This window comes from Herbaspirillum lusitanum P6-12 (assembly GCF_000256565.1).
Classification (GTDB): Bacteria; Pseudomonadota; Gammaproteobacteria; order Burkholderiales; family Burkholderiaceae_D; genus Herbaspirillum; species Herbaspirillum lusitanum.
The window spans coordinates 1-7,287 of the sequence record NZ_AJHH01000755.1 but is presented as its reverse complement, the minus strand read 5'-3'; the positions used below and the strand labels follow the sequence as shown (position 1 = coordinate 7,287).

The 7,287-nt window shown below is 62.7% G+C and carries 7 protein-coding genes; all 7 read left to right on the top strand.

Translation table 11 applies throughout. From position 1 onward, the window contains the following. The coding region (gene glpD, locus HLUSI_RS30570) for a glycerol-3-phosphate dehydrogenase (RefSeq protein WP_016836444.1) at window positions 1–1,295 on the top strand (1,295 nt) is incomplete at its 5' end. 55 nt (window positions 1,296–1,350) lie between these two features. Continuing rightward, window positions 1,351–2,403: an ABC transporter ATP-binding protein gene (locus HLUSI_RS0124495; RefSeq protein WP_016836443.1), complete on the top strand. Its 1,053-nt coding sequence runs from the start codon at window positions 1,351–1,353 to the stop codon at window positions 2,401–2,403. A 64-nt stretch (window positions 2,404–2,467) separates the two neighbouring features. After that, window positions 2,468–3,760 (top strand): ABC transporter substrate-binding protein, encoded by a 1,293-nt coding sequence (locus tag HLUSI_RS0124490; RefSeq protein WP_016836442.1) that lies wholly within the window; start codon window positions 2,468–2,470, stop codon window positions 3,758–3,760. A gap of 95 nt (window positions 3,761–3,855) precedes the next feature. Continuing rightward, on the top strand, window positions 3,856–4,731 hold the full coding sequence (locus tag HLUSI_RS0124485) for a carbohydrate ABC transporter permease (RefSeq protein ID WP_016836441.1): 876 nt from the start codon (window positions 3,856–3,858) through the stop codon (window positions 4,729–4,731). Further along, complete coding sequence (locus tag HLUSI_RS0124480) at window positions 4,728–5,561, top strand: carbohydrate ABC transporter permease (RefSeq protein WP_016836440.1); 834 nt, start codon at window positions 4,728–4,730, stop codon at window positions 5,559–5,561. The genes HLUSI_RS0124485 and HLUSI_RS0124480 overlap by 4 nt, the downstream gene beginning before the upstream one ends. Window positions 5,562–5,579: 18 nt before the next feature. Next, window positions 5,580–6,428, top strand: coding sequence for an endonuclease/exonuclease/phosphatase family protein (locus HLUSI_RS0124475; protein ID WP_016836439.1), 849 nt, complete (start codon window positions 5,580–5,582; stop codon window positions 6,426–6,428). Then, the gene (locus HLUSI_RS0124470) at window positions 6,425–7,213 is read left to right on the top strand and encodes an HAD family hydrolase (protein ID WP_016836438.1); all 789 of its coding nucleotides are present in this window, start codon (window positions 6,425–6,427) and stop codon (window positions 7,211–7,213) included. Before HLUSI_RS0124475 ends, HLUSI_RS0124470 begins: the two co-directional genes overlap by 4 nt. The last annotated feature ends 74 nt before the right edge of the window (window positions 7,214–7,287 follow it).

Genomic DNA, 7,287 nt, shown 5'->3' with positions numbered 1-7,287 from the left:
CCTGGCCCTTGCGCTTCGTCATGCCGCACGTCAAGGGCCTGCGTCCGCGCTGGATGATCCGCCTCGGCTTGTGGATGTACGACCATATCGGCGGCCGCATCACGCTGCCGCATTCGGCCGGCATCGCGCTCGACCAGATGAGCGCGCCGAGCGGCCTGCGCGCCGACATCACGCGCGGCTTCGCTTATTCCGACGCCTGGGTCGACGACGCCCGCCTGGTGATCCTGAACCTGCTGAGCGCACAGGAACACGGCGCCGGGATCTTCGCCCGCACGCGCCTGGTCGACGCCAAACGCAGCAACGGCCAGTGGCAATGCGAAGTCGAAAACACCGTCACCGGCGTCCGCCAGCAACTCACCGCACGCGCCGTCGTCAACACCGCCGGCCCTTGGGTGGCGAAGATGGACCAGTTGCTCAACCCGGCCCGGCAAGACAAGGCGCACGCCGCCGTCAAACTGGTGCGCGGCAGTCATATCGTGGTGCCGCGCCTGTTTGCCGGCGAGCACGCCTACATCCTGCAAAACGACGACAAGCGCATCGTCTTCATGATTCCCTACGAAGACAAGTTCACGCTGATCGGCACCACCGACGTGCCGCAGGAGAACATGGACAACGGCGCCAGGATCAGCGCCGACGAAGAAGCCTACCTGCTGCGCGCGGTCAATCAATACCTGGAAAAACCAATCGGCGACGCCGACATCGTCTGGCGCTATGCCGGCGTGCGTCCGCTGTTCGACGACGAGTCCGACAATCCCTCGGCGGTCACGCGCGACTACACGCTGGTGCTGCAGGACGCCGACAACACGCCGTGCGTGTCGGTCTACGGCGGCAAGATCACCACCTACCGCCGCCTGGCCGAATCGGTGCTGGAGAAACTGGCGCCCTGGACTAAGACCCGCCGCGGTCCGTGGAGCAAGGACGAAGCCCTGCCTGGCGGCAAGTTCAAGCGCGCCGACCGCGCCCAGGAACTGGATTACCTGAAAAAGAAATACGCCCAGCTCGACGCGCATTTCCTGACGCGCCTGTTCGGTCGCCACGGCCGCATCGCCCACGTCATCCTCAAGGAAGCGCAAACGCCGGCCGAACTCGGCCGCGACTTCGGCGGCGGCCTGGTGCAGCGCGAGGTCGATTACCTGATCACGCACGAATGGGCTTACCAGCCGGACGACATCCTGTGGCGTCGCACCAAGTGCGGCCTGCACATGAGCGAACAGCAGCGCGCCGAATTTGCCGCCTATTTCGACGAGCACTGCGCCATCCGCAAACACCTGGCCGCACAGATGGCGCAGAGCTGAGCGCGACCGCATCAATTTGCATCACCATTCATTTCTTTACCGAGGGGACACCGCGATGGCAGCAATTTCGCTCAAGGGCATTACCAAAAACTGGGGCGACGCCCAGGCTGTAAAAGGCATTGATTTCGAAGTGAAGTCGGGCGACTTCACCGTGTTGCTGGGACCGTCCGGCTGCGGCAAGTCGACCACGCTGCGCCTGATCGCCGGCCTCGACACGCCGTCCACCGGCGCCATCCGCATCGGCGAACGCGACGTCACCAACCTGCCGCCGGCGCAGCGCAAGATCGCCATGGTGTTCCAATCGTATGCGCTGTTCCCGCACCTGAACGTGCGCGACAATATCCTGTTCGGCGTGCGCGTGCGCAAGGAGCCGGCCAGGCATTTCGACGAACGTCTCAAGCGCGTCGCCGACATCCTCGGCCTGAGCCATCTGCTCGACCGCCGTCCCGGCCAGTTGTCGGGCGGCCAGCAACAGCGCGTGGCGCTGGGCCGCGCCATCATCGCCGATGCGCCGGTCTGCCTGATGGACGAGCCGCTGTCAAATCTGGATGCCCAACTGCGCCAGGAAATGCGCCGTGAAATCCGCGCCCTCCAACAGCAGCTCAACATGACCATGATCTACGTCACGCACGACCAGACCGAGGCGATGAGCATGGCCGACCAGGTGATCCTGCTGCGCGACGGCAAGATCGAACAGAACGCGCCGCCGGCCGAACTGTATGCACAGCCGGCCTCGGTGTTCGCCGCGCGCTTCATCGGCACGCCGCCGATGAACATCCTGCCGCTGTCCAACAGCGCGGCCGGCCTCGTCATTGAAGGCAGCAACGGTCCGGTGATCCACCCGCACAACGTCGACGAAGAATGGCAACTCGGCGTGCGTCCCGAGCACATCCATCTGGTCGGGCAAGGCATCGCCGCCACCGTCGACACGATCGAATACTTCGGCGCCGATACCATCGTCGGCTGCCGCGTCGGCCAGGCCTCGCTGCTCATGCGCGTACCGGGCCAGCTGACGCTGGTGCCGGGCGATGCGATCCAGCTCGGCTGGGAACGCGGCAACCAGTATTTCTTCGACAGGAAATCGGGCTTGCGTCGGATTCCGATGTAATCGTTTTCATCGCTTTTCACCTTGCACCACAGACGTACCACCATAACTAATCCGGGAGACAAACATGCGTAGAGTCATTCTGAAATCCATCGCTGCACTGGCCGTCGCAGGCGCTTTCGCCGCGCCGGCATTCGCCGCCAATCCGGTCGAACTGACCTTCTATTATCCGGTCGCCGTGGGTGGCCCGATCACCAAGACCATCGACGGCATGGTCGCCGATTTCGAAAAGCAGAATCCCGACGTCAAGATCAAGGCGGTCTACGCCGGCACCTACCAGGAAAGCATCGTCAAGGCGCTGACCGCGTTCAAGAGCGGCACGCCGCCGACGCTGGCCGTGCTGCTGTCGACCGACCTGTTCACGCTGATCGATGAAAACGCCATCGTGCCGATCGACGGCCTGGCCAACAAGCCGGAAGACAAGAAGTGGATCGAGGGCTTCTACAAGGGCTTCATGGAAAACAGCCAGACCGGCGGCAAGACCTGGGGCATTCCATTCCAGCGCTCCACCATCGTCATGTTCTGGAACAAGAACCTGTTCAAGGAAGCCGGCCTGAATCCGGACAAGGCGCCGGCCAACTGGGCCGACACCATCACCTACGCCAAGAAGCTGACCAAGAGCGACGCCAACGGCAACGTCTCGCAATGGGGCCTGAAGATTCCGTCGACCGGCTTCACCTACTGGATGTTCCAGGGCCTGACCACGCCGAACGACACCACGCTGATGAACGCCGCCGGCACCAAGACCTACTTCGACAAGCCGGCTGCCGTCGAGTCGCTGCAATACTGGGTCGATCTGTCGGCCAGGCACAAGGTCATGCCGGGCGGCGTGATCGAATGGGGCACCACGCCGAAGGACTTCCTCGAACAGAAGGCCGCGATGGTCTGGACCACCACCGGCAACCTGACCAACATCCGCGCCAACGCCAGCTTCCCGTTCGGCGTGGCGATGCTGCCGGCCAACAAGCATCCGGGCAGCCCGACCGGCGGCGGCAATTTCTATGTGTTCAACAAGACTTCGCCGGAACAACAACAGGCTGCGGTGAAGTTCATCCGCTTCGCCACCGAACCGGCGCGCGCGGCGCAGTGGTCGATTGCCACCGGCTACGTAGCACCACGCCAGGATGCCTGGGACACCCCGGAAATGAAGAAATACCTGCAGGATGTGCCGGCTGCCGATGTGGCGCGCGAGCAGATGAAGTATGGCGTGGCTGAACTCTCCACCCACGACAACCAGCGCGTCACCAAGGCGCTGAACGACAACCTGCAGGCTGCCCTGTCCGGCACCAAGACGCCGGAAGCGGCACTGAAGGATGCGCAACGCGAATCCGATCGCATCCTGCGCAGCTGGAATCGTTAATTGACGTTTGGCGAAGCCGGGGCATGCAATCGCCGGTGCAAGGACACGCTCCTGCACCGGCATTGCGCCTGGCCTGAGACAGCAAAAGGCTTTACATGAATCGCACACAATTTTCCATCACACCCTGGCTGCTGCTGATGCCGGCCATGGTGCTGCTGATCGCGTTCACCCACTATCCTGCGGTGGCGACGATCTGGCACAGTTTCTTTTCCACGCCCAAGGGCGCCAGCCCGTCGGTGTTCGTCGGCATGGAAAACTATGCGCTGATGGCCGACGACCCGGTCTTCTGGCGGGCGCTGTTCAACAACCTGTGGTTCGCGCTGGGCACCATCCCGGTCTCGATCGCGCTGGCCATCATGATGGCGCTGTGGGTCAACGACAAGCTGCTGGGCCGCGGCCTGCTGCGCCTGGCTTATTTCACGCCGACGGTACTACCGATGATTGCGGTGGCCAATATCTGGCTGTTCTTCTATACGCCGCAATATGGCCTGCTGGAACAGATCACCGGCGCGCTCGGCCTGCCCTCGCACAACTGGCTGGGCAATCCGCAGACCGTGCTGGGTGCGCTGATGGTAGTGGCGGTGTGGAAGGAGGCTGGCTTCTTCATGATCTTCTACCTGGCCGCGCTGCAGCAGATCTCGCCGGTGCTGGCCGAAGCCGCCGCACTGGAGGGTGCATCGCGCTGGCAATACTTCTGGCGCGTGCAGTTTCCGCTGTTGATGCCCACCACGCTCTTCGTGCTCATCAATGCGCTCATCAACGCCTTCCGCCTGGTCGACCATATCGTGGTGATGACCAAGGGCGGGCCGGACAACGCCAGCTCGCTGCTGCTGTACTACATCTATGAAGTCGGCTTCAGCTTTTGGGATTCGTCCTACGCCGCCGCGCTGACCGTGGTGCTGCTGATGATGCTGGCGGTGATCGCCTTCGTCAAATTCCGTATTCTCGACCGCAGGACTCACTACCAATGATCGCTCAAGCCACCAATCCGTTCGGCGAACGGAACAAGATACTGGAAACCGTTGCGGCCTGGGTGCTCGGCCTGCTGTGGCTGCTGCCGCTGATCTATGCGATCTGGACTGCATTTCATCCGGCCGAATTCGCCACGCGCTTTTCGCTGACCGCGCCGCTGACGCTGCAGAACTTCGTCAACGCATGGAATGCAGCGCCGTTCCCGCGCTACTTCCTCAACACCTTCATGCTGGTGACGATGATCCTGGTCGCGCAGATGGTGCTGGCGACGATGGCCGCCTATGCGTTTTCGCGCTATCGCTTCCGCGGCGACAACATCATGTTCATGCTGGTGCTGATGCAACTGATGGTGATGCCCGACATCCTGATCGTCGAAAACTACAACACCATGAACCTGCTCGGCCTGCGCGACACCATCCTGTCGATCGGCCTGCCTTACTTCGCTTCGGCATTCGGCATCTTCCTGCTGCGCCAGACTTTCAAGACGGTGCCGCGCGAGCTGGACGAAGCGGCCACCGTGGAAGGCGCCAGCGCCATGCAGGTGCTGTGGAAGGTGTACGTGCCGCTGGCCAAGCCGATCTACCTGGCGTTCGGCCTGGTCTCGATCAGCACGCACTGGAATAACTTCCTGTGGCCGCTGATCGTCACCAACTCGGTTGAATCGCGTCCGCTGACGGTCGGCCTGCAGGTGTTCTCGTCCACCGACCAGGGCGTCGACTGGTCGATCATCACCTCGGCCACGCTGATGACTTCGGCGCCGCTGCTGCTGGCGTTCCTGCTGTTCCAGCGCCAGTTCGTGCAGTCGTTCATGCGCGCCGGCATTCGTTGACTTGATGAGGACACTACGATGAAAATCATCAGCTGGAATATCCAATGGTCGCGCGGCGTCGACGGCGTCGTCGATCCTGCGCGCATCGTGCGCGACGCAAAGAAACTCGGCGACTTCGACGTGCTGTGCCTGCAGGAAGTGGCGGCGAATTTCCCGTCGCTGGCCGGCAGCGCCGGCGAGAATCAGTTCGAGATCTTCGCGCGACTGCTACCGGACTTCACGGCCATCCCGGCAGCCGGTGTCGACGTCGCTGCACCCGACGGCAGCCGGCGCTGCTTCGGCAACATGATCCTGTCGCGCTATCCGGTCTCGCGCGTGCTGCGCCATCAGTTGCCGTGGCCGGTCGACGCCGACGTCATCAGCATGCCGCGCGTGCTGATCGAAGCAACGCTGGATACGCCGCTGGGCGCCGTGCGCGTGATGAACACGCACCTCGAATATTATTCCCTGCTGCAACGCCGCACCCAGGTCGAAGCGATCCGCGCGATCCATGCAGAGACCTCGCTGCGCGCCGCCCGCAGCCGCGTGCGCGACCTGTCTGGTTCGCCTTACCATGCGTTCGACCAGACCTCCAGGACGATCCTCACCGGCGACTTCAATTTCCGTCCGGAAGACCCGCTGCATTCGCGCCTGCAACATCCGTTCAAGGACGGCGTGCCGGGTCTGCGGGACACCTGGGAATACCTGCACGGGAACAAACCGCATCCGCACAATGTCGGTCTATATGACCGCGAACAATGGCCGGAAGCCTTTGCCTGCGACTTCATCTTCGCCAGCGAGGACTTGTTGCCGCGCGTGCGCTCGTTCGAGATCGACAGCGACACGCGCTCTTCCGACCACCAACCGCAATTACTGGAATTGAAATGAAATCCGTGGACCAATTGCCGCGCGCGCAGGTCACGACCGTGTTCACCGACATCGACGACACACTGACCACCGACGGCAAACTCAGCGCGCAAGCGTATCAATCGCTGGAGACGCTGCAACGCGCCGGCCTGCGCGTCATCCCGGTGACCGGCCGTCCCGCCGGCTGGTGCGATCAGATCGCGCGCATGTGGCCGGTCGACGGCGTGATCGGCGAAAACGGCGCGCTCTACATGTGGCACGACCGCGCCGCCAACAAGCTGCGCACGCGCCATCTGCTGGATGAAACAAGTCGCCGCGATAACACCGGCAGGCTGGCCGCAGTGCGCGACCGCATCCTGCGCGAAGTGCCCGGTTGCGCCGTGGCGTCCGATCAGTTCTGCCGCCAGTACGACCTGGCCATCGATTTTTGCGAAGATGTGCCGCCGCTGGACCGCGCTGCCGTTGATCGCATCGTGCAAATCATGGAAGATGCGGGGATGACTGCAAAAATCAGTTCCATCCACGTCAACGGCTGGTTCGGCGACTACGACAAACTGAGCATGGCGCGCCTCATGATGCGGGAGCGCTACGACGTCGATCTTGCCGATGACGAAGAACGCAGCCGCTGCGTATTCGCCGGCGACTCGCCCAACGATGCGCCGATGTTCGCCTACTTCCCGTTGTCGGTAGGCGTGGCCAACGTGCTCGAATTCGCCGACCGCCTGCAACATCCACCGCGCTTCATCACGCGGCATCCTTTCGGCGCAGGATTTGCCGAATTGACTCAACATTTGCTGGAGCCATGACCACCCTTCTCAATCTGCTTTCTGCACTGGCCCTGCTGGTATGGGGCACCCACATCGTGCGCACCGACACGCTG